This window comes from Providencia sp. PROV261 (genome assembly GCF_028477945.1).
Taxonomy (GTDB): Bacteria; Pseudomonadota; Gammaproteobacteria; order Enterobacterales; family Enterobacteriaceae; genus Providencia; species Providencia stuartii.
The window spans coordinates 80,417-104,763 of the sequence record NZ_JAMPMC010000006.1; the positions used below are offsets into that span (position 1 = coordinate 80,417).

At 40.2% G+C, this 24,347-nt stretch carries 19 protein-coding genes; 8 read left to right on the forward strand and 11 right to left on the reverse strand.

All coding sequences use genetic code 11. The annotated features are described in order from the left end of the window. Window positions 1-208: 208 nt before the first annotated feature. Both PR675_RS04600 and leuO read right to left on the reverse strand, forming a co-directional pair. The gene (locus PR675_RS04600) at window positions 209-1,990 is read right to left on the reverse strand and encodes an AMP-dependent synthetase/ligase (RefSeq protein WP_169342124.1); all 1,782 of its coding nucleotides are present in this window, start codon (window positions 1,988-1,990) and stop codon (window positions 209-211) included. Window positions 1,991-2,278: 288 nt separating this feature from the next. After that, a complete protein-coding gene (gene leuO, locus PR675_RS04605) occupies window positions 2,279-3,232 on the reverse strand; it encodes a transcriptional regulator LeuO (protein ID WP_004921954.1) in 954 nt (317 codons plus the stop codon). An 892-nt stretch (window positions 3,233-4,124) separates the two neighbouring features. Between leuO and leuA the strand changes: the two genes are divergently transcribed. The 6 genes from leuA (at window position 4,125) to mutH (ending at window position 12,048) form a co-directional block, all read left to right on the forward strand. Then, the gene (leuA, locus tag PR675_RS04610) at window positions 4,125-5,705 is read left to right on the forward strand and encodes a 2-isopropylmalate synthase (protein WP_004921957.1); all 1,581 of its coding nucleotides are present in this window, start codon (window positions 4,125-4,127) and stop codon (window positions 5,703-5,705) included. A gap of 2 nt (window positions 5,706-5,707) precedes the next feature. Beyond that, entirely contained in the window at window positions 5,708-6,799 is a 1,092-nt protein-coding gene (leuB, locus tag PR675_RS04615; protein ID WP_004921959.1) for a 3-isopropylmalate dehydrogenase, read from the forward strand. A gap of 1 nt (window position 6,800) precedes the next feature. Further along, window positions 6,801-8,204, forward strand: a complete 1,404-nt coding sequence (leuC, locus tag PR675_RS04620; protein ID WP_004921962.1) for a 3-isopropylmalate dehydratase large subunit — start codon at window positions 6,801-6,803, stop codon at window positions 8,202-8,204. Window positions 8,205-8,216: 12 nt separating this feature from the next. Further along, window positions 8,217-8,819, forward strand: coding sequence for a 3-isopropylmalate dehydratase small subunit (gene leuD / locus PR675_RS04625; RefSeq protein ID WP_004921966.1), 603 nt, complete (start codon window positions 8,217-8,219; stop codon window positions 8,817-8,819). A gap of 315 nt (window positions 8,820-9,134) precedes the next feature. After that, window positions 9,135-10,814: an HTH-type transcriptional regulator SgrR gene (gene sgrR, locus PR675_RS04630; protein WP_060560865.1), complete on the forward strand. Its 1,680-nt coding sequence runs from the start codon at window positions 9,135-9,137 to the stop codon at window positions 10,812-10,814. 550 nt (window positions 10,815-11,364) lie between these two features. Then, window positions 11,365-12,048 carry a DNA mismatch repair endonuclease MutH gene (gene mutH / locus PR675_RS04635; protein WP_060560879.1) on the forward strand — a complete coding sequence of 228 codons (684 nt, stop codon included), beginning with the start codon at window positions 11,365-11,367 and terminating at the stop codon, window positions 12,046-12,048. Here mutH and PR675_RS04640 read toward each other — a convergent pair. The 3 genes from PR675_RS04640 to PR675_RS04650 form a co-directional block, all read right to left on the reverse strand. Next, on the reverse strand, window positions 12,035-12,160 hold the full coding sequence (locus tag PR675_RS04640; protein ID WP_272582695.1) for a hypothetical protein: 126 nt from the start codon (window positions 12,158-12,160) through the stop codon (window positions 12,035-12,037). The genes mutH and PR675_RS04640 overlap by 14 nt on opposite strands. A 42-nt stretch (window positions 12,161-12,202) precedes the next feature. Then, complete coding sequence (locus PR675_RS04645) at window positions 12,203-12,418, reverse strand: hypothetical protein (protein WP_272582696.1); 216 nt, start codon at window positions 12,416-12,418, stop codon at window positions 12,203-12,205. 122 nt (window positions 12,419-12,540) lie between these two features. Beyond that, window positions 12,541-12,780: a hypothetical protein gene (locus PR675_RS04650; protein WP_060560864.1), complete on the reverse strand. Its 240-nt coding sequence runs from the start codon at window positions 12,778-12,780 to the stop codon at window positions 12,541-12,543. 178 nt (window positions 12,781-12,958) lie between these two features. Between PR675_RS04650 and PR675_RS04655 the strand changes: the two genes are divergently transcribed. Further along, window positions 12,959-13,828 (forward strand): alpha/beta fold hydrolase, encoded by an 870-nt coding sequence (locus PR675_RS04655; RefSeq protein WP_004921981.1) that lies wholly within the window; start codon window positions 12,959-12,961, stop codon window positions 13,826-13,828. 37 nt (window positions 13,829-13,865) lie between these two features. Here PR675_RS04655 and PR675_RS04660 read toward each other — a convergent pair whose 3' ends face one another. From PR675_RS04660 to speA, 4 genes are all read right to left on the reverse strand, one after another. Next, entirely contained in the window at window positions 13,866-14,771 is a 906-nt protein-coding gene (locus PR675_RS04660) for a sphingomyelin phosphodiesterase (protein WP_004921983.1), read from the reverse strand. Window positions 14,772-15,106: 335 nt separating this feature from the next. Further along, window positions 15,107-15,886 (reverse strand): acetoin reductase, encoded by a 780-nt coding sequence (locus PR675_RS04665; RefSeq protein WP_004921987.1) that lies wholly within the window; start codon window positions 15,884-15,886, stop codon window positions 15,107-15,109. 326 nt (window positions 15,887-16,212) lie between these two features. Further along, window positions 16,213-17,133 (reverse strand): agmatinase, encoded by a 921-nt coding sequence (gene speB / locus PR675_RS04670; RefSeq protein WP_004921989.1) that lies wholly within the window; start codon window positions 17,131-17,133, stop codon window positions 16,213-16,215. Between the two features lie 104 nt (window positions 17,134-17,237). Next, entirely contained in the window at window positions 17,238-19,142 is a 1,905-nt protein-coding gene (gene speA, locus PR675_RS04675) for a biosynthetic arginine decarboxylase (protein ID WP_004921992.1), read from the reverse strand. Window positions 19,143-19,786: 644 nt separating this feature from the next. On the opposite strand from speA, the gene metK reads away from it, so the two are divergent. Continuing rightward, complete coding sequence (metK, locus tag PR675_RS04680; RefSeq protein WP_004921998.1) at window positions 19,787-20,941, forward strand: methionine adenosyltransferase; 1,155 nt, start codon at window positions 19,787-19,789, stop codon at window positions 20,939-20,941. 449 nt (window positions 20,942-21,390) lie between these two features. Here the strand turns inward: metK and PR675_RS04685 are convergent, their stop codons facing one another. Together PR675_RS04685 and PR675_RS04690 are read right to left on the reverse strand one after the other, a co-directional pair. Further along, window positions 21,391-22,305 carry a LysR family transcriptional regulator gene (locus PR675_RS04685; protein ID WP_004922001.1) on the reverse strand — a complete coding sequence of 305 codons (915 nt, stop codon included), beginning with the start codon at window positions 22,303-22,305 and terminating at the stop codon, window positions 21,391-21,393. A 307-nt stretch (window positions 22,306-22,612) separates the two neighbouring features. Continuing rightward, on the reverse strand, window positions 22,613-24,292 hold the full coding sequence (locus PR675_RS04690; RefSeq protein WP_004922004.1) for a glycosyl hydrolase family 18 protein: 1,680 nt from the start codon (window positions 24,290-24,292) through the stop codon (window positions 22,613-22,615). Between the last annotated feature and the right edge of the window lie 55 nt (window positions 24,293-24,347).

Genomic DNA, 24,347 nt, shown 5'->3' on the forward strand with positions numbered 1-24,347 from the left:
TATTAACATATCGTTGTGTCTAAGGTGACGCAAACACCATTTATTAAGCAAACATGACAACTTTGAATATTATCTTTATCTACTCAGATTATTGGTTGAATTAACCAAGAAAAGGAAGAATGGTGGAAAATATCACTATAAAGCGATGAAAAAGAGTACAAAGAGAAGCCGGATATCATGCTATGTGTTATCCGGCTCTATTGAGGAATTATTCGCGGTACATTGATTCAATTTCAGAGTGATAACGCTCTGAAATAATTTTTCTACGCAGCTTTAAGGTTGGTGTGAGCTCCCCTTTTTCCATGGAAAAATTAGCCGGGAGTAACGTAAAACGCTTAACCTGATGGAAATTTTCGATATTTTTCTGTAGCTCTTTTAAGCGATTTTCAAACAGAGCCACAATATTCGAATCTTTTAATAGCTCTAATCGATCACGATATTTTAAATTGATCGAACGCGCATATTCTTCTAATGAATCATAACAAGGTACGATCAGCGCCGAAACGAATTTACGCGCATCCGCGATAACGGCGATATGCTCGATAAACCGGTCTTGGCCTAACACCCCTTCGATCATTTGTGGTGCAATATATTTCCCATTTGAGGTTTTCATTAAATCTTTTAAGCGGTCGGTAATATACAAATTACCTTGAGCATCGATTTCACCTGCATCCCCAGTTTTTAACCAGCCGTCAGGGGTAAATGCATCTTCTGTCTCTTTTTGGCGATGATAATAGCCTTTCATGACCACAGGCCCTTTTACCTGAATCTCATTATTATCGCCAATACGTACCTCAACCGATGACAACGGTGTGCCGATAGAGCCTAATGGGTATTCCCCCTCTTCCCAACATGACACCGTCGCACAAGTTTCTGTCATCCCATAACCATATTTGATGTTCACGCCTACTGCGAGAAAAAAGGCGATAACATCATCATCTAAACGAGCACCGGCGGCAGGCATAAAGCGAATACGTCCACCTAACAGTTGGCGTAGCTTTGTTAACACTAACTTGTCGGCTAAATTAAACAACGACTGATTCAGCGCATTTAGCTGCTTACCTTGTGCCAGCGCTTTAACCCTTTTATTGCCTTGTGCGATTGCCCATTTAAATAACAAACGACGCATAAGTGGTGCTTTAGCAACCTTACTTTGTACAGCGCTATACACTTTTTCATAAAAACGAGGCACCGCACACATCACGGTAGGTTTAACTTGTGTCAATGCATCCCTAACCGCATTAGTATCAGTGAGATAAACATTGCGAGCACCTGTATGCATGACATAGAAGCTCCAAGCGCGCTCAAAAACATGTGATAACGGTAGAAAACTTAATGAAACATCATCGATGTTTAACTTCAAACGCTGGTCATGAAGATAGAGCTGCGCCGCCATATTGTAATAATCCAACATGACCCCTTTAGGCTCCCCTGTCGTACCCGATGTATAGATGATGGTGAAAAGATCACTCAGATGGTGAGCCGCAATACGTTGATTTAGCTCGTCTTGGTATTCAGGCTCTGCTTGCGCGATAAAATTTGATAGGTGAACAGAAACCAGTTCTCCATCGACTAATTCAACATCCTCATTCAGCACCACGATAGTGGTTAATTGAGGACAGCGTGATTTTAGTTGGCATGCAACTTGGTATTGCTCTTGCTCACCAACAAATAGAATACGAATATTTGCATCATTAATAATATAAGCAGCTTGTTCAACACTGCTGGTCGCATATAAAGGTACAGTAACGGCTTTTAACTGTAAGACCGCAAGATCCACCAAAGCCCAATTCATACTGTTATGCGCAAATAACCCAATATTTTCTTGTACTTCAACATTGAGTGCCAAAAGGCGGCGAGCAATGGCAAAAGAGTGCTGTTCAACCTCTTTCCATGTTAGATCACTCTGTTGCCCATTATGCCATTGACTGAAAGCTATCCGAGTCGCTGAATCAGCGGCATTAAACCGGCTGTGCAAGCGATTGACCATATGGTATGGATATAGATTTTCAGTAATCAAAATGTTTTTCCTATAGTACATTTGTTAACTGAAGCCGCTCGGTAAACCCACGAAGCGCTTCACCAGTTAATTATTTCAGCTTACAAGTGTTAGCTGAATGATTTGAGTGTATAGGTGAAAGAGTGTCGTGAAAAGAGATATTATGTAAATATTTTGCAAATGTTAGTCAGGTAACATAACTCATCATAGAGTTTTACCATGATGAGTTAATCATAAACCGTGCAACTGCCGCGATTTCAGCGGATGATTAAGCCAATGCTACATAGGTAATTCAGTGATTAGTTGGCAAAATTGTGACTTCATCCATTGATGCCCTTTATCCCGAGCCGTTGATTCATGCCACGTTAAATAGCAAGGGCGCGTATTTTCTGCCCATGGCAAAGCGGCTGTTCGTAATTGGAGTTTATTTGCTGAGTTTTCAACAAGCCATTTTGGCACAATTGCCACTAAATCAGTTAAAGAAACGATATTTAAAACACTATTTAAATCCGTGCCCTGATAGCTAATTGTATGTGATAACTCTGTATTATGATAATAAGGCTTACTAAAGGACCCCATATTATCCATTGACATCACGGCATGCTTTTCATTAATTAATAATTCTTGCGTAACATTACCGTGAATTCGTGGATGATCATTGGCGACCACGACAACTAACTCATCATTAAATAAAACCTGATGTTGATATTCGCTTTTTTCGAATTGATTATAGCTTACCGAAAAATCTGTCTCTTGGTACTTTAATTTATGCTCAATGTTATTATCTAAGAAACAATGAATACGTACATTAATATTTGGTGATACTTGTTTGAATTTTTCAACGATAACGGCAGCTAAACGAATATCTAATGGAGAACAAATAGAAAGATTAAATACTCGCTCACTTAATTTAGGGTCAAAACCAGCCCCCGGTAACTCATTATGAACGAGTTGTAGAGCTTGCCTAACCGGCCCAAACAACTGTTTAGCGCGGGATGTCGGTTGTATACCGCGTCCATAGCGGACAAAAAGCTCATCATTGAACATTGATTTTAAACGGGATACAGCATTACTCACGGCAGGTTGAGACATGCCTAATACCTGTGCTGCCCTTGTTACGTTTTGCATCTGCATAACCACATCAAAAACGGTGAGTAAGTTGAGATCAACATTTCGCAAATTGATGTCATTATTCTCTTTTTTAGCTGGTGAAGCCGTATCAAAATCAGTCATTATGTACTCCAATAAAGATATTTATCATTTTTAATTAATGAAAATCATCTCCCCTTAAATAAATAAGGTTTTTATAAATTCATTAAATATTATTCTTCAAAAAACTTATCAATGATAAGCTATTTCGCGTTCCCTGCATTTATTAAAACGACGCTTCTATTATATTACCTATCATTTTAGCAACACAATATAGATACGATAATGAAACGAAGGTATTCATCGACATAATAAGTTTTATCAAATCATTTAAAACTATTATTGTTAGCATCAAAATAATAAAACAATTCTAAAAATAAATCATAATAAATATCATCAACAACCACGATACTATCCCATTATCAGATTAATTTTAAATAATTCATTTACTAAATAATTTATTTAATAAAAACTATAATTAAAATTTATTTTTATATCTCATGTTATCGTTTTCGTTTTTCCCCTCACAGAGCAGTTCAAAAAGCAACCAAACCATCAGTTTATGCTATGTTTCAGCCCGGCTCTTTCATAAAAAGAATTTTACCCCTAACTTATCGGTAAAATATAGGGAAAAACATCACTAAAAATATAGAAATTAGTCACAATCACCAAGTATTAGTGATGATTCATCATTCTCCAAAATTGACAAAAAAAACTAAAGTTGACAGCCAAGAAAAGATCACGTATCAATAAATACAGATTGATTAAAACCAAATTTAGAGACTGTGAAAATGACAACTTCTATCCGCCTACTAAGCCTACTACTACTCGCATCCAATGTGCGCGGTATGCTTATGGACGGAAGATAGGAAACTCACAGTCCAGAAACATAAAAACCCGCGCTAGCCGCGGGTTTTTTTATGCCTGCCGGCACCGCAAAAATATAACGACAAATTCTGTATAAGAGGAACACAACATGAGCGATCAAGTCATTATATTCGACACCACGTTACGTGATGGCGAGCAGGCATTACAGGCAAGTTTATCCGTTAAAGAAAAATTGCAAATCGCTTTTGCTTTAGAGCGCCTTGGGGTCGATATCATTGAAGCTGGTTTCCCCGTCTCTTCACCGGGAGACTTTGAGTCAGTACAAACTATCGCTCGTGAAATCAAAAACAGCCGTATTTGTGCATTAGCGCGATGCGTACAAAATGATATTGATGTGGCCGCTGAATCATTGAAAGTTGCCGAAGCATTCCGCATCCACATTTTTTTAGCGACATCAAATTTACACGTCGAAAAGAAATTGAATAAAACATTTGATGGGGTGATGGACATGGCTATCGACTCTATCAAACGCGCAAGACGTTATACTGATGATGTTGAGTTTTCTTGTGAAGATGCGGGCCGTACTGATATTGATAACTTATGCCGCATTGTTGAAGCAGCCATTAAAGCTGGCGCGACAACCATCAATATTCCAGATACTGTCGGTTACACAACCCCTTACCAATTCGGTGGGATCATCACCTCTTTATATGAAAAAGTACCAAATATTGATAAAGCCATCATTTCAGTTCACTGCCATGATGACTTAGGTATGTCTGTTGCCAACTCTATCACTGCCGTCCAAGCGGGGGCTCGCCAAGTTGAGGGAACGATTAATGGGTTAGGTGAACGCGCTGGTAATACCGCCTTAGAAGAAGTGATCATGGCGATTAAATTGCGCGAGCAAATGTTAAACGTCCATACCAACATCAATCACAAAGAGATTTATCGTACCAGCCAATTAGTTAGTCAATTATGCAACACCCCTATTCCAGCCAATAAAGCGGTTGTTGGTAGCAATGCCTTTGCTCACTCATCCGGTATTCACCAAGACGGTGTGCTGAAAAACCGTGAAACCTATGAAATCATGACACCGGAATCCATCGGCTTAAAAGCGATTCAATTGAACTTAACTTCCCGCTCTGGCCGTGCTGCGGTTAAACATCGTATGGAAGAAATGGGGTATCAAGAAGGGAAAGATTTCAACTTGGATGAGTTGTATACCGCCTTCTTAAGTTTAGCGGATAAAAAAGGCCAAGTGTTTGATTACGACTTGGAAGCTCTGGCCTTCTTCGCTAGTCAACAAGATGATACCGACCATTTTTCGATGGATTATTTCAGTACTCAGTCAGGCTCTAGCGTTGTCGCCACGGCTACCGTCAAAATGCGTTGCGGTGAAGAGGTTAAATCAGAAGCGGCAACAGGAAATGGCCCTGTCGATGCTATTTACCAAGCGATTAGCAATATCACCAATTACCCTATTAAATTGGTTTCTTATAAATTGTCAGCGAAAGGCCAAGGGGAAAATGCGTTAGGTCAAGTGGATATTGTCGTGGAATGTTTTAACCGCCGTTTCCACGGAATGGGCTTGGCAACGGATATCGTCGAATCGTCAGCCAAAGCAATGGTGCACGTATTGAATAGTATTTGGCGCTCTGAACAAGTTGAAAAAGAAAAACAAAAAATAAATCAAAAAGAATCACAATCCAATACAAAGGAAGCTGTATAACAATGTCTAAAAGCTATCATATTGCCGTATTGCCTGGAGATGGCATTGGCCCTGAAGTTATGGCCCAAGCCCATAAAGTGTTAGATGCGATCCGCCAGCGCTTTGCATTATCTATCACAACAAAAGAGTATGACGTTGGTGGTATTGCAATTGACCGCCATGGCAAACCGCTGCCAGAAGCAACAGTCGCGGGTTGCGAAAGTGCAGATGCCGTTCTGTTTGGCTCTGTTGGTGGCCCTAAATGGGAAAATTTGCCACCCGATAGTCAACCTGAGCGAGGCGCATTACTGCCATTACGCAAACACTTTAAATTATTTAGTAATCTACGTCCGGCTCGTTTGTACCAGGCATTAGAAGCATTTTGCCCATTGAGAGCTGATATTGCAGCACAAGGCTTTGATATTCTCTGTGTGCGTGAGTTGACTGGCGGTATCTATTTTGGTCAACCAAAAGGTCGTAAAGGCGAAGGTCAAGATGAATATGCTTTTGATACTGAGGTTTACCATCGCTATGAAATAGAGCGGATTGCTCGTATTGCATTTGAATCTGCGCGTAAACGTAACCATAAAGTGACGTCAATTGACAAAGCCAACGTATTACAAAGCTCTGTATTATGGCGTGAAGTCGTGAATCAAATCGCGAAAGAATACCCTGATGTGTCTGTTAGTCATATGTATATTGATAATGCGACGATGCAGATGATCAAAGCACCTTCTCAATTTGATGTCGTGCTGTGTTCAAACCTGTTTGGTGACATCATTTCAGATGAGTGCGCAATGATCACAGGTTCAATGGGAATGCTACCGTCAGCCAGTCTTAATGAAGAAGGCTTTGGCTTATATGAACCTGCTGGTGGCTCTGCCCCAGATATTGCAGGTAAAAATATCGCTAACCCAATCGCCCAAATTTTATCAGCCGCTATGTTATTACGATTCAGTTTGAATCAAAGTGATGCCGCTGATGCCATTGAAAGGGCTGTAAATAAAGCGTTAGAAAATGGTCACCGTACCGCTGACTTAGCGGGAGGGGGCAAATCAGTCAGTACCAGTGAAATGGGTGATATTATCGCCCGTTATATCGCCGAAGGGGTGTAACATGGCCAAAACTTTATATCAGAAATTATATGATGCTCACGTTGTGCGCGAAGTGGATAATGAGATCCCGCTTATCTATATCGATCGCCATCTGGTTCATGAAGTCACCTCACCTCAAGCATTTGATGGACTGAGAACGAAAAACCGTCCGTTGCACCAACCAAGCAAAACATTTGCAACGATGGATCATAACGTTTCCACTCAAACGAAAGATATCAACGCCTGCGGTGATATGGCACGCATTCAAATGCAAGAGTTGATGAAAAACTGCCAAGAATTTGGCGTTACTTTATATGATCTCAACCACCCTTATCAGGGGATTGTGCATGTTATGGGGCCTGAGCAAGGCATTACCTTGCCGGGAATGACCATTGTGTGTGGGGATTCACATACAGCAACACACGGTGCATTCGGTGCATTGGCGTTTGGTATCGGAACCTCTGAAGTTGAGCACGTCATGGCGACACAGACCCTGAAACAGGCTCGAGCCAAAACGATGAAAATTGAAGTTGTTGGTAAAGCACCTGTGGGGATCACCGCAAAAGATATCGTCTTGGCGATTATTGGTAAAACTGGTAGCGCGGGTGGCACAGGTTATATTGTTGAGTTTTGTGGTGAAGCCATTGAAAACCTCAGCATGGAAGGCCGTATGACAGTGTGTAATATGGCCATCGAATTAGGGGCGAAGGCCGGGATCATTGCACCAGATGAAACTACCTTTAATTATATGAAAGGTCGCCAATTTGCCCCTAAAGGCCAAGAGTGGGATGACGCCGTTGCTTACTGGAAAACATTAAAAACCGATGAAGGTGCACAATTCGATAAAATTGTCACCTTGCAAGCCAGCGAAATCGCACCGCAGGTCACTTGGGGAACGAACCCCGGTCAAGTGATTGCCATCAACGAGCCGATCCCATCTCCGGACTCTTTTAGTGACCCAGTAGAACGCGCATCGGCAGAAAAAGCATTAGCTTATATGGGGTTAGAATCGGGCATTAAATTGTCTGACGTTAAGATTGATAAAGTGTTTATTGGTTCTTGTACTAACTCACGCATTGAGGATTTGCGTGCAGCCGCCGCTATCGCAAAAGGTAAAAAAGTGGCTTCAGGGGTACAGGCGATTGTTGTTCCAGGCTCTGGACCTGTTAAAGCCCAAGCTGAGCAAGAAGGATTAGATAAGATCTTTATTGACGCAGGTTTTGAATGGCGTTTACCTGGATGCTCCATGTGCCTTGCAATGAACAATGACCGCTTAAACCCCGGCGAACGTTGCGCATCGACCAGTAACCGTAACTTTGAAGGTCGCCAAGGCCGTGCTGGACGCACCCACTTAGTTAGCCCAGCAATGGCGGCAGCGGCAGCAATCAACGGGCATTTCGCGGATGTTCGCGATATCCAAATCTAAAGGAGATCATTCATGGAAAAATTTATCACCCATACTGGCATTGTTGCCCCTTTAGATGCAGCGAATGTCGATACTGATGCCATTATTCCAAAACAGTTTTTACAAAAAGTGACTCGCACAGGGTTCGGGCAACATCTGTTTCATGACTGGCGCTTTCTTGATGATGCAGGCCAACAGCCCAACCCTGACTTTGTGTTAAACAAACCCATTTTTAAGGGGGCGACGATTTTACTTGCGCGTGAAAACTTTGGTTGTGGCTCATCGAGAGAGCATGCTCCATGGGCTTTAACAGACTTTGGCATTCAAGTCGTCATCGCACCGAGTTTTGCTGATATTTTTTATGGTAACTCTTTCAATAACCAGTTGTTACCGATTAAATTGAGCGAAGCAGAAATCGACGAAATGTTTAACTATGTGAAGAGCAATGAAGGCTGCCAATTCACTGTTGATTTAGAAAAGCAAACGGTCAAGGCGGGTGAAAAGACTTATCGATTTGATATTGATGGCTTCCGCCGCCACTGCATGATGAACGGCCTTGATAGCATTGGCTTAACGCTGCAACATGCTGATCAAATCCGTCAATATGAGCAAAATATCCCTTCATTTATGCGTTAAGAGCAAAAACGCTGCCCCAAACGCCTGCCAATCGCAGGCGTTTTTTATTGTAAAATAGTGAATAAATTTACCATAGAGGGTTAATCTCTTTTAAAATTATCCCTATTATTAGGTATAATCATTAAAAAATTGCCATCAAAATAAAGGTAATAAAAAAGCCGATAATGATGCTATCGGCTGGTAAATTACCATTACTCAATAATTCGGGGAGTCAGTCTGTCAACTAACAGACCAAACGAGCTACATACTGGTATCTATTATCAACGGATATTAGGAAATAAAAATTGATACAATCGCCAGCGGAGTTCCTCTTTTATGACCAGTTCTCGTTTACAAACACAATTTGTTCGTCTGTGGCAACATTTTCAGGGGCAAGACAGTGAAACCACATTGCAGCATATTGCAGATACCCTGTTTTGTTCTCGACGCCATGTACGTACCTTGCTCAATAGTATGCAGTCTCATGGATGGCTTAGTTGGCAAGCCGAAGCGGGTAGAGGAAAGCGTTCTACCCTTCTGTTTCATGTCAATGGATTAGAGCTACAGCAAGCCCAAGCAGAGCGCCTATTAAAAGAAGAGAGCATAGAAAAATTGGTTGCCTTAGTCGGCGATAAAGAAACTATTCGCCAAATGGTGCTCTCCGAATTAGAAAGAAGCTATCGGCAAGGTAAAAATTTATTACGTATTATCTACTATCGAGACTTCCCCAATTTATTACCGGGAACACCTATGCGGCGTTCAGAAATTCATTTAATGAGCCAAATATTTAATGGCTTAACCCATATAAATGAGGAAAAAGGGGAAATTGAAAATGGTATCGCACATCATTGGCAGGCGATAAGTGATACTGAATGGCGCTTTTATTTAAGGCCTAGCATCTACTTTCATCATGGTAGAGAAATGTTAGTCGATGACATCATCAGTTCGCTTATGCGTTTACGACATTGTTGGCCTCTGTTTTCACACATCCAATCGGTTACCTCTCCTCTCCCTAATGTCATCGATATTCAATTAAGTGAAGTGGATAAACAACTCCCTTTGCTACTTGGTAGCCCCCATGCAGCAATTATTCCTAAAGAGTGGGAGTCCATTGATAATTTTGACAAAATGCCAATTGGTACCGGCCCTTTTTTCGTTGAGAAAAACCTGCCTCAAAAACTCACGATTACCGCATTTGATCGCTATTTTGGTTATCGAGCACTCCTTGATGAAGTGACCATTTGGGTGGTGCCTGAACTATCTGAGCAGATGGTCTGTACCACGTTGAAAATGGACAGCGATAATAAACCTAATGATTCATTAGAAAGCAGAATGGAAGAAGGATGCTACTTTTTATTAATGGATCAACGCTCTGAGCTTTCCAGACGTAGCGATATACGTAAATGGCTGTGTAGTTTTTTAACACCAATCAATTTATTAGCTCACTGTGAATCCTTCTATCAGCGGCATTGGGCGCCTGCTTACGGATTATTGCTACATTGGCATCATAGCCGAATGCTCACACAGTTACCTAAGCCTGCTGATTTAACGGAACTCACCGTCACTTTCTATCATCAACACCATGAATTTTATTCTATTAGCCAAATCATGAAACGTGTGTTGAAAACTCAAGGTGTTGATCTAAAAATCAACATTGTTGATTATCCTGAGTGGTTTAATGGCACTGTCGAGAGCGATATTTGGCTTGCTACCGCTAACTTCTTTAAACCGCTCGAGTTTTCTATTTTTGCCACCTTGTATGAAATGCCACTATTGCGCAAATGTTTAGGCTCTACGCTCTCTGAGGCGTTATCAAAATGGCGTCGGCAGGAGCTGCATGTCGAATCTTGGTGTGAAAGCCTCATTGACACACAAATTTTTCACCCTATTTTTCACCATTGGCTAGAGTTGCAAGGCCAAAAAACCATGCGCGGAGCACGCATGAATACCTTTGGTTGGTTTGATTTTAAATCTGCATGGTTTCAACCTACTGAGGATAATACACAGAAATCATAAAAGTTATAAACACTGAGAGTGAATAATAAGGATGTTATTCACTTTTTCTGTGGATATCCATGTGAACAACCCGCTAGTAATCAGGGTATATCCCTTCCCCTGTTTTTTAACAGAAAACAAGAAAACCAATTAACTTCATTAAAAACAATAGGATGAATCAATCACCCTCTCTTTATACACAGTTTATCTTTTCGACTTTATGCTTTAGGAGTTCAAATGCGCAAAGATCAATCAATGTATGATTTATCCACAAGTAATGTGCTTAACTTGCCCAATTTATGTGATTAGGTTCAAAAAACCACGTAAGTCAAGCCTGTAAATACACACAGTAATTAAAGTTTTTCACAGTTATCCAATAATTCTGTGGATAACCTAGTGAATGATCCTGTGATTATTATGGGATGAACATGAATAACCTATTTTTCTTTGAGGATTATTTTTTAATAGACTGAATTATTTCCTTATATATCAGCAAATTAAATATCTCTTATAAAAAGTGATATACTATTGTTACCCTGTGAATTTTTTCTGGTTACTATTTAATCGTATTATGCCATTTATACCACCATCCCCTCCTGAAAATGAGTCCGTTTTAATGGCTAGGGCACAAGCTCTCGCTGGCTATACTCTTGGTGAATTAGCGGCATACGCTGGCTTACCTATGCCGCCCGATCTTAAACGTGACAAAGGCTGGGTGGGTATGCTGTTAGAATATTTTTTAGGAGCTACCGCTGGCAGTAAACCCGAACAAGATTTCGCCAATATTGGTGTCGAACTAAAAACCATCCCTATTGACCGAAATGGAATGCCCCTTGAAACCACATTTGTGGCGATCGCACCGCTCACAGGCAATAGTGGGTTAACATGGAAAAATAGCCATGTGTACCGAAAACTCTCTCGTGTTTTATGGTTTCCAATTGAAGGCGAACGACAAATACCACTCGCTCAACGTCGTATCGCAAGCCCATTATTATGGAGCCCTTCTCCTTTGGAAGAGCAATTGCTGCGCCAAGACTGGGAAGAGTTGATGGATCTGATTGTGTTAGGCAAAGTGGAAAGTATCACCGCTCGACATGGACAAGTCCTACAAATACGCCCTAAAGCGGCAAATAGCAAAGCACTAACAGAGGGTATTGGCGAATTTGGGCAAACAATCATGACGCTGCCGAGGGGTTTCTATCTGAAAAAAGACTTTACCGCCCCATTGCTTGCTCGACATTTTAAAATCGATTAATGGTTTTTCCTCCGTTAAAGTCGACCATTAACCCTGCAATACTCGCCTGCTCACACTGTTGTATCGTAACCGGTGCACCAACGACAAAAGCCGCTTGGATTAACTCCAACATTTTTTTGTTTAGCTCATGCTCAATGGTATTTAATACGGCGATTTATTGCGTCGTTTTTTTGCCATCAACTAACGTTATTGTATAAAAAACACGTTGCTGATTAATCAGTTGCTCACCGAATGTCATTGCGGCAATTCTTTTTGGTATCCCTTTATAGGCTTCACATTGATTCGAAAAAATATTGATACCTTTTGGGCTCGCAGTCATCGCCATAACAGCGAATATAATAATGACTGCCCTAATAGTTTTCTTATACATGATGTTAATAATATTATGATTTAGCTTTAAGCTAACCTTAAAGCAAACCTTTTAGTACTTCATGCAAAAAGAGAGGTTGTTTTTATCAAATTAGATAATGAAACCCTTTTACCGAATCAGGGTTATTTGGTGGCTTGTTTCGCCGCGGCAATTGCCCCTTCTATGGCTTTCTTCGCTTGTGTACTATTTTTCCAGCAACTCGAGCCTGTTAAAGCAGCCCCAGCAATTAAAATGTCTTCATATGATGCTTCACTCAGTTGAGTTAATGTCGAAAATCCCATTTGTTCTAACCGACTTATAACTGTTGGGCCAACACCTTTTACCGCCAGTAGGCACTGCTTATCCGCATCTGAAAACCCCATATCAGCTCCTTATTGAGAGAACAAATAATCTTTTTCGTAATTGGCTTTGCATTATACCTGACGATTATTTTATTATTCGTTTTATGGCTAGCATTATTAAGATTCAATCAAATATACCCTTGCCACTTTCACATTGATTGTGACCATCCCGTGCCCCAAAATAAGTTAGGACTCAGCAATGCAGACAAACACATTCACAAACACGCGCCAAGGTTCACTTCAATTGTCTGATGGCCGCAACTTAAGTTGGTATGAATCAGGCCCAAGAACGGGATTCCCTGTTATTTTTTGTACTGGCGCAGGTATGAGTGGAACGTTAGGCTTTGGCCTTGAGCAACTTGATCCACTTAATATCCGACTCATCGTACCTGAACGTGCTGGGCTAGGCGAATCGTCACAAGATCCACAAAAATCGCTTTCACGTTTTGCGGCAGATATTGACGCGTTATTGCAAGCTCAGCAAATTGAGCAATATTCTGTTATTGGCTTTTCTCAAGGTGCTGTATTTGCCATGGCATTAGCTTTCTATGGCACTCCTAACACTTTATCTATTGTTGCTGGGCAAGATCAATTTGACTATCCCGCGACAAGTGCTTTATTAAAAGCCGATATTATCAATATGCAAGAGCAAGCCAGAAATACACCTGATGCGCTATCTGATTGGTTACAGAAAAACGTGAGTGCACCTTGGTTACTGGCTTTTATACTCAATAGCAGCGCGACGGTTGATCAAAATGTTTACAATCAGCCCTCATTTTTGCAAGCCTATACTGACTGTATGAACCGAGCCTTTCTTCAAGGCAATTTAGGCTATGTACAAGACTTATTGATCTCATTACAGCCTTGGCCTTTCCAGCCTGAAGAGATCCATTGCCCTGTTTCACTGTGGTATGGTGAGAAAGATGAAAGCACTGTTCATTCACCAGACTTTGGTAAAACCCTCGCAACGCGTTTCCCTAATTGCCAACATTTCGTGTTAGAAGATGATGGTGGTTCACTACTCTGGACACAAGCGGAGCGCATCTTAACCCATTTAGCTCCACAATAAAGGCGCCTTAAAAATATGTGGCTGAAATATCTAATTATCACAACTCAATTTCAGCCACTACAGGATAATGATCGGAATAATCAAAAAAGACTTTATTATTATAGTTATAACCAATTTTGCTTTTGATCACCCGTGTTTGCTGTTTAATTGATCGCATATTTTTGGCAAAAATATAATCCAAATGCCAACTTTGCCTAGTATCGGGATAAGCTTCTCTAATCACGTTATTAGTTGAAAAATCCCATGACGGTCGTGGATTAAAATGGTGAGGCTCTCCCCAACCAATAATATCTAATGCTTGCTCGTACTCTTCCGAACCATAATTAATATTTAAATCTCCCCCTAAGATTGTTATTTGACGATCTTCAGTGATTGAAGTTTCAGCCCAATTAATTAACTGAGTAAGTTGGGCTTTGCGATGGGATGAAGGTGAGGTCATTAGGCAGAAGTTGTCATCCGATTGCAGATGAGTTCCTATGACTTGAAGCATTTTACCTTCTATTTCAATAACGGCTCTCACCCCACCTTTAGCACTGAAACGGTCAGCACCGCATCCTGCATCATCAAACAGTTGATATTCACGATAAACTATAGGATAACGGGAAACTATCGCGATCCCTGAATTGACCTGCTGAACCATATCCCATTCACCTTTTTTAGCATTCCAACAATGGTTTGAATCACAATAAGAGAGGACAGATTCATTATATTGTGCGGCAACCGGTGTGTGGTAAAAAAAGCCTAAACTCCTCATACCCGAAAAAAGCTTTTGTGCTGAATGAGTATTAAATACCTCTTGTAAAATAACGATATCAACATCATAGAATATATTATCTTTTATCATCGCATTAATGCGAGCATCTTGAGTGGATGCCCCAATACTAAAAAAAGGAATATGCAATAAATAGGTATTAAATGTCATCACTTTAATTTTATGTGGCATAGTTTTTCCTTATTCGTTTTCCATTAATAAATGTATAAATTTCTTTATCCTATCAATACTGTTTTATTGAAAACATTGAGTTCACAATGACGACAAGGAGTATGCTAAACGAGACTAACATGCCTGAACATATTATTAATTAATGCATTACCTAAAGATTTTTGATGGATGATAACAATAAATAAAATAGTTTTATCTACTGTTAATAAAGGTAGGAGAAATATAGTTTCTAATATAATAGCGAATTAATATTTAAATTGTGCCTTTGGCCTATTTTAACTAGCCAAGGCACAATGTTAATTTACAGAAAATGCTCTGCTTAATAAGTGGTTTGATTAACGGTAAACAATACCACCGTCAGTCAAGATCGACTGCCCTGTAATATAGTCTGAATCATCACTTGCTAAAAATGCGACTAAACCAGCAACATCATCTGGAGTTTGAGCACGTCCTAATGCAATGCCTTCAACATATTTTTTATAGGTTTCACCTTTTGGTGCACCTGTAATTTCAGCAAAACGCTCATCAATTTCAACCCACATGTCCGTACCTACAATACCAGGGCAATATGCGTTAACGGTAATGCCAGAACTTGCATACTCTTTAGCAGCGGCTTGGGTCAATGCACGTACAGCGAATTTTGTAGCGGAATAAACACCTAGCATTGCAAAGCCGTCATGCCCTGCAATGGAAGAAGCGTTAATAATTTTCCCTTTTTGTTTACGCTGCTGGAATTTTTCACTCGCCGCTTGAATTCCCCACATCACACCATCGACGTTAATCTTGAAAATCAGATCCATATCTTCTTGGCGTACATCAGCAATAGGCTTAACTTGTGCAATCCCTGCGTTATTGATCATTACATCAAAACCACCGAGTTCAGCTTCTGCATGTGCAACTGCGGCAAAAACTTCCTCACGCTTACTGACATCAGCAGCAAATGTTGTCGCTTTACGGCCTAATGCTTCAATTTCTTTAGCCACATCCGCTAATTTTTCTTTTTTCAGGTCGACAAGTGCAATATTGGCACCTTCTTTCGCTAAACGTAATGCGATACCACGACCAATACCTTGTGCTGCGCCAGTAACTAAAATGACTTTATTATTCAGTGCCATAAGCTTTCTCCCAATAAGGATAGTTAAATGAATGACTCTAACTGATTAATACGTTAGCAAGATTAACAATAAGTTACAAAATCATGATATTAGACTACAACTATGTTCTATAGAGATAAATATGACTGTAATTGAGTGATAATCACTCGCATTTATGAAAGAAATAACTTTTAAAAGGGAAATAGGTAACAAATCGAAGTGGAACTACTCACAAAGAGGTATAGCAAAAAGTGCTATTTCCTCATATTTGTTTAAATAACAATCTATTTTATTGAGAATAAATTAGGCTGCCTAGAAGGCAGCCTAAAAATCAGACAAACTATAGGTTATTTTTTAGATGCTTGTAAGTACAACATATCTAAAGCAATGGTTGCTGCGGCCAATGCAGTGATATCAGATTGATCATAAGCTGGTGCGACTTCAACTAAATCCATACCAACGATATTTAACGGTTGTAAACCACGCAACAGTTTTAATGCACGATCTGAGGTTAATCCACCAATGACAGGTGTTCCGGTTCCCGGCGCAAAAGCAGGATCTAAACAATCAATATCGAAAGTGAGATAAACAGGCATATCACCCACAATAGATTTAATTTGTTCGATCATCTCATCAACACCGCGATCATTAACTTGTGCGGCATCAATGACTGTAAACCCGTTATCACTTTCATGCTCTGTACGAATACCAATTTGTACAGAACGAGTCGGATCAATTAACCCTTCTTTTGGTGCATGGTAGAACATAGTGCCATGGTCATACTGGCTACCATTACCATAAGTGTCTGTGTGTGCATCAAAATGGACTAACGCCATTTTACCAAAATGCTTTGCATGGGCGCGCAACAGAGGCAAAGTCACAAAATGGTCACCGCCAAATGTTAAGCAGCGCTTGCCCGCCTCCAGCAATTTTTCTGTATGTGCTTGTAGCTTATCGCACATGTCTTGTGCATCACCAAAAGCAAACACCACATCGCCACAATCCACAACATTTAAGCGCTCTGTTAGTTTAAAATTCCATGGCCAACGATGGCTTTCCCACGCTAAGTTGGTAGATACCTGACGAATAGCAGCAGGTCCATGACGGCTGCCCGCACGACCAGAAGTTGCCATATCAAACGGCACCCCCGTTATCACCCACTCAGCATCTGAGTTATAAGGTTGAAAGTTTAATGGGAAACGTAAAAAGCCAAATGCGTTAGAAACCAGTGAATTATCGACCTGATTACCTAATGTGCTATTAATCATCACTCTTCCTCTATCAGTATTTGTAATCTGCAAATACTTTTATTATTTAGACTCATAGGTGGCTCTACACCACCTGTGATTAGCTACCGTTTATTTATCGCCAATTATTCGTCTTCTAAATAAGTATAGCCATAAAGCCCATTCTCAAACTCATCAACGAAATCTTTTTGCAACTGCTCGCTCAACCCAGTGCCTTTAACTTGCTCTGTAAAGCTTTCAAGCAATACTTCTGGTACTAGCTTCACATATTGCAGCATATCAGCGACCGAATCGCCTTCTTCACTTTGCAGATAACGCACGTTGCCTTGGCTATCAACCCAAACATCGATTGCTGCTGTATCGCCAAATAGGTTATGCATGTTACCTAGAATTTCCTGATAGGCCCCTATCATAAAGAAGCCGATCATGGGTGGGTTTTCAGGGTCGTATGCAGGCATTGGCATAGTTGTTTCAACACCGTCACCATCGACATAATGGTCAATAATACCATCCGAATCACAAGTGATATCCAATAATACCGCGCGACGGTCAAGAGGCTTATCAAGGCCTTCTATCGGTAAAACGGGGAACACCTGATCAATCCCCCAAGCATCTGGCAACGATTGGAATAACGAGAAATTCACATAGAACTTATCGGCCATCCGCTCTTGCAGTTCATCAATAATTGGACGATGAGCACGGTTACTTGGATCTAAGTCTTGTTGAATACGACGACAAATATTCAAATAAAGCTCCTCGGCCCACGCTCGCTGAGTCAGGTCGAGTACACCATGAGCATACTGCGTATGCGCTTCTTGTAAATCAAACTGACTATCATGGAGCCATTCACGTAACGAACGGCTATTACCTTGGTGCTGCATTGATTCCCAGGTTTCCCACAATGAAATCAATGAACGCGGTGCATCCTCATCGGGAGGAGATGTTTTGGTAAATTCATTTCGCTCCACCCCGATCACATTAGAAACTAAGACCGTATGATGTGCGGTCAATGCACGCCCTGATTCGGTGATCACCGTCGGATGTGGTAAATCAAACTCCTCACACGCATCACCAATCGCCCAAATCACATTATTCGCATATTCATTTAAACCATAGTTTACTGAACAATCTGATTGGGAGCGCGTTCCTTCGTAATCCACACCTAAGCCGCCACCCACATCAAAACATTGAATTTTTACGCCTAAACGGTGCAACTCAACATAAAAACGTGCAGATTCACGGACACCTGTCGCGATATCACGAATATTCGCCATTTGTGAACCAAGATGGAAATGCAGCAACTGTAAACTTTCTAGGCGACCTGCCTGACGTAAAATTTCAACAAGTTGTAAAACCTGTGTTGCCGCTAAACCAAATTTTGATTTCTCGCCACCACTTGCCTGCCATTTGCCTGACCCCTGCGACGCCAAACGAGCACGAACGCCTAAACGAGGTGTCACATTCAAGCTTTCCGCTTCTTTAAGAACAACCTCAATTTCAGACATTTTTTCGATAACAAGGTAAACCTTGTGACCTAATTTTTCCCCGATAAGCGCTAATCGAATATATTCACGATCTTTATAACCATTACAAACAATAACGGTACGAGTACGGCCGGCATTTGCTAGCACAGCCATCAATTCAGCCTTCGACCCAGCCTCTAGTCCAAGCGGTTCACCTGAATTGACTAATGATTCGATGACTCGACGCTGCTGGTTGACCTTAATCGGATAGACCAGAAAATAGTCGCCTGTATAGCCGTACGATTCACGAGCACGCCTAAATGCCGCATTAATTGAGCGCAAACGGTGCTGTAAGATTTGTGGGAAACAGAATAATGCGGGTAAACGCAAGTGCTCCTGCTCCTCTTTAACTTGATTAACAAGTTCGGCTAGATCAATAGACGTGTCTGGGTTATCAGGATTTGGGCAAACACAGACATTTCCGCGCTCATTCACCTGATAGTAACCACCGCCCCAATACGCGATGTTGTACGTCTGGCGCATTTTGCGAGCGATATTATCATTCATAACAAACTCCTTTATGGAGGGGTGAGTGACGCTTTCTCCGGCCAGGCAGCGACCCGTCCTAAGACGTGGCTCTGCAAGGCAGTTATGTCGGGGAAACAGCTATTACTCGGATTAATTAAAGTGCTTAGAACATCTAAACGGTGACAAATACAACCATTTGGCTGACAGTTACTGACTGATAGCCAAGGGTGTACTAGGAAGATGATAGTAACTTCGAGAAGAAGTAAATAAAGACAGGAAAGTAAACGCCAAAAACACGCGGCGATCCGCATTTAGCTGCTGATTACTGTTATTCAGTAGATTATGGATCATTACCCATTAACCCCCAATATAACTGTTTAATCTTTATCAATAGCGAGAAAGATAAACACTCCTGATAGATAGCAGGCACATTGTACGCCTACTGGTATATAACGGAACATTTTTAACTAACCGTCACGGTCGCTGTTTATACATTGATTAGGCAGAAATTGCAAAACGTTATTGGCTTAATAGAAATAAAATTTGTAAGGCTCGTCTTTTTACTTATTGTTTTTCTGTCAAACGTAAAAACAGGTAGCACTTTTTTTGTTAAAACATTAAAATAGACGTCTAGATGTTAAAACATCCAATTACAATCAGCGAATTCTTAAGGTATTAATCTCATGGCTACACATCTCTTTACTTCTGAGTCTGTATCGGAAGGGCATCCTGATAAAATTGCCGATCAAATCTCTGATGCGGTTCTTGATGCGATTCTTGAGCAAGATCCAAAAGCTCGCGTTGCTTGCGAGACCTATGTCAAGACAGGTATGGTGATGGTCGGGGGAGAAATCACCACCAGTGCTTGGGTTGATATTGAAGAGATCACACGTAAAACCGTTCGCGAAATTGGTTATACCAGCTCTGACATGGGTTTTGATGCAAACTCGTGTGCGGTTTTAAGTGCGATTGGTAAACAATCACCTGATATCAACCAAGGTGTTGACCGCGCAGACCCATTAGAACAAGGGGCTGGCGACCAAGGTATTATGTTCGGTTATGCGACAAACGAAACTGACGTTCTGATGCCTGCACCAATTACTTATGCTCACCGTCTGGTACAGCGCCAAGCAGAAGTTCGTAAAAATGGCACTCTGCCATGGTTACGTCCAGATGCCAAAAGCCAAGTCACTTTCCAATATGACAACAACGAAATTGTTGGTATTGATGCGGTTGTTTTATCCACACAGCACGCAGAAGATATTAAACAGCAAGATTTACATGAAGCTGTAATGGAAGAAATTATTAAACCTGTTCTTCCAGCAGAGTGGTTAGTGCCAACAACAAAATATTTTATCAACCCAACAGGTCGCTTTGTTATCGGTGGGCCAATGGGCGACTGTGGTTTAACTGGTCGTAAAATCATCGTTGATACCTATGGCGGCATGGCTCGTCACGGTGGCGGTGCATTCTCCGGTAAAGATCCTTCTAAAGTAGACCGTTCAGCGGCTTATGCTGCTCGCTATGTTGCCAAAAACATTGTTGCAGCCGGCTTAGCTGATCGCTGTGAAATCCAAGTCTCCTATGCAATTGGTGTTGCAGAGCCAACTTCAATCATGGTTGAAACATTTGGTACAGGTAAAGTTCCAGAAGCGCAACTGGTTCTGTTAGTGCGTGAATTCTTTGATTTACGCCCATACGGCTTGATTCAAATGCTGGATTTACTACATCCAATTTACCAACAAACGGCTTCTTACGGGCATTTCGGTCGTTCTCAATTCCCTTGGGAAAAAACAGACAAAGCCGCTATTTTACGTGAAGCTGCTGGCCTAAAATAATTAGCCAAACCAATAAGCCCCACACTGTGGGGTTTATTTCTTTATTCATCCTCTATCTTATTTCCTCACTTAAATTCATTTTTAGAACTCCTTGAGCAAAAGTACAATTCTCCTAAACTAATTGGGCTAAAGAATATAATCATCACGTTTGTGCCTTATCATACCTATAGAATAAGTATTGCCATGTAATAATTTTTATATTAGCAATGATTCGTACTTAGAAACGCATATCTCATATTTATTTCATTTCATAGTGGAAAGAGATAAGTGGTTATAAAAACCAGTTAAAGGCGGTAGTGTCTATAGAGAAAACGTTTATTTACTATGGAATAATAAACGTAATGAAATCGTAGAAGAAGCCAACCCTAGATATATTAGGTATTTTTATAACTAGGGTAGCTCAGCGTCATCCAAGCCTACAATATGCAAGATATTATGTATGCTTTCTATTATACCGTAGATAAATTTTCAATAAAACTTGATGTATCAATCTTCTTTATTAATCGCTCTTTCCACCAAGAGAAATTACCACCTTGACTTGATGGATGCCAAGCTAGCCAAATAAATTGATCATCTTTAGGGATCTCTACCGGAACAATGACTAATTCTTGGTTCTTTAACTCTTTTTTAATATGTGAAGGACAAATAAACCCATACCCTATTCCTCGCTTAATTAAGACTAATTTACTTTCTAAATCGCAAACCAATATTTGCCTTCCTAATATGACTTCTTTTTCTCTATTAATTGATAGCTCATGGCTACTATCTGCAATTTCAACGTGGATATCGTTTATTAACTGATTTCTCGTTATTATCGTTTTTTGTGAAGCAAATGGATGTGATGGGGAAACACAAAGGGCAAAACTAAGTTTTCCTAGTAGCTGGGTTCTTACCTTTATGTTTTCAGGGATCCCCCCAAGAGCAATAATAAAATCTGCTCTATTTTCTTTTAATGCATCCCAAGCCCCTGTCATTGCTTCTCTTAGGATTGAAATATGAACATCACCATTTGCCTTAATATAATCACGAATATCTTGAACAAAGATATCTAGCGGTAGAAATTTTTCAACCACAATACGAATTTGGTTATCAAATGTTGGAATATTTCTCACTCTATTTTCGAGATCTTGCACTGCATTTAAGATCCATGCCCCCTCCTGTAATAAAAATTCCCCCTCCTTAGTTAAACGAATTACAGGTCCATTACGGTGAAAAAGCTTAACTTTCAATCGACTTTCTATATTTAATACTTGATAGGAAATCGCAGACGGTGTTTTATGCAATACATCTGCCGCTGTTGAAAAAGAACCTGTTTTTTTGATAGTGCTTATTATATTAATTGCATCCACGGATAATCTAGTCATATAAGCTCCTAATTAATTTAAATAGCTAATACAATGATTTCAGCGCATTAATATTTAGTCGACTTCATATATAGAACTATCATAATGTTGTTCATAAACAATCAAGAAACATCCTAATCTACTAACTTAATAGTCATTAATTTTCTTAGTAGATATATAATTAATAAATAGAATTAAAATAAAAATCATTGGTAATATAAAATAATAGATCTTATAGAAGTATATCTTTATGAAAAACAGCGCTCACTTAATGCTGGATAATTATAGAGGGAAATAGACTCCCTCTATAATAAATATTAATATCAATTTATTTAGCAAGACTATTACCTAAACTCGAATTCATGCTATTTAAAATATCACCATTATCCGCATCAATTTCCCATGCAAATAATCCTCCAAGTTTGTTCTCTAACACATACTTCCCTTTTGCTTGCACTGAACGTTGATCGTCAAAGGTAATCAGATCCCCTGTTGATGCTTTAAATACATAGGGCGCTTCTGCGACTTCATCATAGCTATATACCCATTGTCCGCTCATATACTGATTTTTGATTTGGCGATAATCAACAACTCCATTTTCCCATGTCCCTGCAACTGGGCCTGTCGCTTTCCCTGTAAATGGATTACCGTTGGTATAGCCATTCACCCCCGTCCATCCACGCCCATACATCGCTGCACCTACCACGATTTTCGCGGGATCAACACCTTGATTCAATAAAGCATTTACCCCATTAACCGTTGTATATTCCGTATCTGGACGCCAACTGGAGGCATTAAGTGCGGTTTGGTAGCCAAGTGTATTTAAATCAAATGCACCATAAAAGTCGTAGCTCATCATAAAAAAGTGATCAACCGATTTTTGTACCTCACCAAAATCGACTTTATCTATTTTGGCTTTCGCGGCACTAATAGCTGATGTTAATTGATATTCGCGCCCGGTTTCTTTCTCTAATTCATCCAACATCGCGCGAAGCTCTTGCATCAACAATAAATAAGTTTCACCATCTTTATCTGACGCTAATGTGGTGCTGGCTCCATTTGCACCAGGATATTCCCAATCGATATCAACACCATCGAAGAATTTCCATGTCAACAAAAACTCTTTGACAGACGTTACAAATTTGTCTCGTTTGGTTTTATCCTTCATTGCATAAAATGGATCTGATAATGTCCATCCACCAACAGAAGGTAATATTTTCAAATGGGGATAGGCTTGCTTTATTGCCATTAACTGCCCAAAGTTACCTTTATATGACAATGAAGTTCCTGTTTGAGAGACATTAATTGCAGCCCAAGGATCATGAATAGTCACTTTATAGTCATCCCTACCTGTACATGACTTCTGCAATGACTCAAAACTACCTTCAATTTGCTTTAAGCTATCATTAATTCCATTTCCGCCGCATATAGGAATAAAAGCATACAAAATATGAGTAAGATTTTGTGCCGGTATTTTATCGGCAGAAAATTTCCGTCCATATATTCCCCATTCAACAAAATATGCAGCAACGACTTTTCCTGAGTCTTGCTTGTAAGCTTGGTTATTTTCTAAAAGTTGCGTTTGCAACGGAGCAAAATGACTTCCATCTGTATCTTGGACTGTAATTTCAACCACATCACTAAAATTACATTCGTCGCCATTGCATAGTGCAACCTTCAATTTATACTTCCCGCCTTTAGATATTGAAAGGCTTGCTTGACCTGAAGAGCTGGTTGAAGGACCACTCCATACCTCTTGGTCATTCAAATACACTTTTGCCGTAGTTCCATAATCTCCATACCATAAATCCCAGGAGACATTAAAAGTTGCCGCCTCTTTTCTCGTCACTAATAATTCATATTTATCCTCATTAGGGTTAATTTCAACAATGCTATAGGTGTTATCCATCCATTGAATTGTGGGCTTTCCGGGCAACGCTGCATATGCAAACTGAGTAGCACAATGACCGATAAGTGCTGCTAGCATTAACTTATTTAGTCTAAACATGTTTTACCCCTTAATGTGTTAAGGAATACGGGATATTTTATTGAGTTCAACAATT

Coding starts and splice junctions, on each gene's coding strand:
- PR675_RS04600 (WP_169342124.1), bottom strand. CDS start 1,990: ATGGTCAATCGCTTGCACAGCCGGTTTAATGCCGCTGATTCAGCGACT.
- leuO (WP_004921954.1), bottom strand. CDS start 3,232: ATGACTGATTTTGATACGGCTTCACCAGCTAAAAAAGAGAATAATGAC.
- leuA (WP_004921957.1), top strand. CDS start 4,125: ATGAGCGATCAAGTCATTATATTCGACACCACGTTACGTGATGGCGAG.
- leuB (WP_004921959.1), top strand. CDS start 5,708: ATGTCTAAAAGCTATCATATTGCCGTATTGCCTGGAGATGGCATTGGC.
- leuC (WP_004921962.1), top strand. CDS start 6,801: ATGGCCAAAACTTTATATCAGAAATTATATGATGCTCACGTTGTGCGC.
- leuD (WP_004921966.1), top strand. CDS start 8,217: ATGGAAAAATTTATCACCCATACTGGCATTGTTGCCCCTTTAGATGCA.
- sgrR (WP_060560865.1), top strand. CDS start 9,135: ATGACCAGTTCTCGTTTACAAACACAATTTGTTCGTCTGTGGCAACAT.
- mutH (WP_060560879.1), top strand. CDS start 11,365: ATGCCATTTATACCACCATCCCCTCCTGAAAATGAGTCCGTTTTAATG.
- PR675_RS04640 (WP_272582695.1), bottom strand. CDS start 12,160: ATGTTGGAGTTAATCCAAGCGGCTTTTGTCGTTGGTGCACCGGTTACG.
- PR675_RS04645 (WP_272582696.1), bottom strand. CDS start 12,418: ATGTATAAGAAAACTATTAGGGCAGTCATTATTATATTCGCTGTTATG.
- PR675_RS04650 (WP_060560864.1), bottom strand. CDS start 12,780: ATGGGGTTTTCAGATGCGGATAAGCAGTGCCTACTGGCGGTAAAAGGT.
- PR675_RS04655 (WP_004921981.1), top strand. CDS start 12,959: ATGCAGACAAACACATTCACAAACACGCGCCAAGGTTCACTTCAATTG.
- PR675_RS04660 (WP_004921983.1), bottom strand. CDS start 14,771: ATGCCACATAAAATTAAAGTGATGACATTTAATACCTATTTATTGCAT.
- PR675_RS04665 (WP_004921987.1), bottom strand. CDS start 15,886: ATGGCACTGAATAATAAAGTCATTTTAGTTACTGGCGCAGCACAAGGT.
- speB (WP_004921989.1), bottom strand. CDS start 17,133: ATGATTAATAGCACATTAGGTAATCAGGTCGATAATTCACTGGTTTCT.
- speA (WP_004921992.1), bottom strand. CDS start 19,142: ATGAATGATAATATCGCTCGCAAAATGCGCCAGACGTACAACATCGCG.
- metK (WP_004921998.1), top strand. CDS start 19,787: ATGGCTACACATCTCTTTACTTCTGAGTCTGTATCGGAAGGGCATCCT.
- PR675_RS04685 (WP_004922001.1), bottom strand. CDS start 22,305: ATGACTAGATTATCCGTGGATGCAATTAATATAATAAGCACTATCAAA.
- PR675_RS04690 (WP_004922004.1), bottom strand. CDS start 24,292: ATGTTTAGACTAAATAAGTTAATGCTAGCAGCACTTATCGGTCATTGT.